The organism is Pseudomonas sp. 2VD (assembly GCF_005503585.1).
Taxonomy (GTDB): domain Bacteria; phylum Pseudomonadota; class Gammaproteobacteria; order Pseudomonadales; family Pseudomonadaceae; genus Pseudomonas; species Pseudomonas aeruginosa.
Genome location: NZ_SCND01000584.1, coordinates 1 through 2,141, shown reverse-complemented (window position 1 = coordinate 2,141; position 2,141 = coordinate 1). Strand labels below are relative to the sequence as shown.

Genomic DNA, 2,141 nt, shown 5'->3' with positions numbered 1-2,141 from the left:
CGTCCACGCCATCGGCGACCGCGCGGTGCGCGAGGCGCTGAACGGCATGCAGCAGGCGCGGCGCGACCGCGACAGCGGCATCGCCCATTCGATCACCCACCTGCAACTGGTCAACCCCAAGGAATTCGAGCGCTTCAGGCCGCTCGGCGTGATCGCCTCGATGCAGCTGTACTGGGCCGCCGCCGACGGAACCACCGTGGACCTGATGAAGCCCTACATCAGCGCCTTCGCCTACCGCTACCAGTACCCGGCGCACTCCTTGCTGAGCAAGGGCGCGACCATCGCCGGGGCCAGCGACTGGCCGGTGTCCAGCCTGTCGCCGTGGAAGGCCATCCAGCAGGCGGTGACCCGCAAGGGTCCCCAGGGCGTACTCAACGCCGGCGAACGCCTGGACCGCCAGACCATGTTCTACGCCTACACCCGCAACGCTGCGCGGACCATCGGCCTGGAGCGCCGGATCGGCAGCCTGGAGCCGGGCAAGCAGGCGGACTTCATCGTCCTCGACCGCGACGTGTTCGAGGTGCCGGAGACGCAACTGGGCGAAACCAAGGTGCTGAAGACCTGGTTCGCCGGCAAGCCGGTGTATTCCAGCGAGGGCTGAGCCCGCTTCAGGCGCGCGGACCGATGCCGTACTTGCGCAGGCGGTGGGCGATGGCGGTGTGCGAGGTTTGCAGGCGCGCCGCCAACTGGCGGGTCGATGGATAGCTGACGTAGAGCTTCTCCAGCAGGGCTTTCTCGAAGCCCTCCACCGCCTCCTCCAGGCTGCCCACCTCGCCGTCGTTCTGCCGCGCCACGGCGGTGCCGGCGATCTCCAGGTCGCCGATATCCACCAGGCTGCTCTCGCAGATCGCAGCGGCGCGGAAGATCACGTTCTGCAACTGGCGCACGTTGCCCGGCCAGCGGTTGCTCAGCAGCGCCGGGTAGGTGCCCGGCGCCAGCCGGCACACCGGGCGCTGGATCTGCGCACAGGCCTGCTGCATGAAGTGCCGCGCCAGCAGCAGGATGTCGTGGCCGCGCTCTCGCAACGGCGGGACTTCCAGGCTGAGCACGTTGAGGCGGTAGAACAGGTCCTCGCGGAAGCTGCCCTCGGCGACCATCTTCTCCAGGTTGCGGTGGGTGGCGCTGAGGATCCGCACGTCGACCCTCACCTCGCGGTCGCCGCCGACCCGGCGGAAGCTGCCGTCGCTGAGGAAGCGCAGCAGCTTGGCTTGCAGATAGGGGGACATCTCGCCGATCTCGTCGAGGAACACCGTGCCCTGGTGGGCCAGCTCCAGCAGGCCTGGCTTGCCGCCGCGCTGGGCGCCGGTGAAGGCGCCGGGGGCGTAGCCGAACAGCTCGCTTTCGGCCAGGTTCTCCGGCAACGCCGCGCAGTTCAGCGCCAGGAACGGCGAGTTGTGCCGCGCACTCAGGGCGTGACAGCCGCGCGCCACCAGTTCCTTGCCGGTACCGGTCTCGCCGTGGATCAGCAGCGGCGCGTCGAGCGCCGCCACGCGCTGCGCACGGGTCTTCAGGGTGCGGATCGGCTGGGAATCGCCGAGGAGCATCTCGAACCCCTCGGCATGGTCATGGTGCAAGGCCGCCAGGCGCTCGCCGATGCGGTTCGGTTCGTAGAGGGTCAACAGGCCGCCGGCCAGGTGCCGCTCGCCCTCGCCCGGCCCTTCGGTGATCGGCGTGGCATCGAGCAGCAGGGCCTGGCCCATGAAGGTCACTTCGCGCAGCGGCAGGCGGAAGCCCTGCTCGACCAGCGCATCCTCCAGGGTTTCATCGTCGAACAGGCTGGCCAGCCTCTCGCCGGCCGGGTCGCGTCCGCAGCGCTCGCTGAAGGCCGGGTTGGCCAGCAGCACCAGGCCCTTGCCGTCCACCGCCAGCACCGGATCGGCCATCGCCGCCAGCAACGCATCGAGCTGCAGGCGGCGGCGCTGGCCGGGAAGGATGTCGACCACGGTCATCGCCTGCACGCCACGGATGCCCAGCAGCGCTGCGCGCAGTTCCTCCAGCACTTCGGGACTGAGGGTCGGCGCGTCGATGTAGACGTTCGGCGGCACCATTTCCACCGCATCCAGGTTCAGGTTGCGCCCACCCAGCAGCGCCAGCACCTCCTGGGTGATGCCGACACGGTCGATGAAGGAGACGTGGATGCG

At 69.4% G+C, this 2,141-nt stretch carries 2 protein-coding genes; one reads left to right on the top strand and one right to left on the bottom strand.

The genetic code is table 11. From position 1 onward, the window contains the following. Window positions 1-601, top strand: a 601-nt coding sequence (locus FFS27_RS32040) for an amidohydrolase family protein (protein ID WP_171019280.1), incomplete at its 5' end; no start/stop codon positions are given. A gap of 7 nt (window positions 602-608) precedes the next feature. Here the strand turns inward: FFS27_RS32040 and FFS27_RS32035 are convergent. Further along, a partial coding sequence (locus FFS27_RS32035) for a sigma-54-dependent transcriptional regulator (protein ID WP_137952516.1) occupies window positions 609-2,141 on the bottom strand: 1,533 nt, incomplete at its 5' end.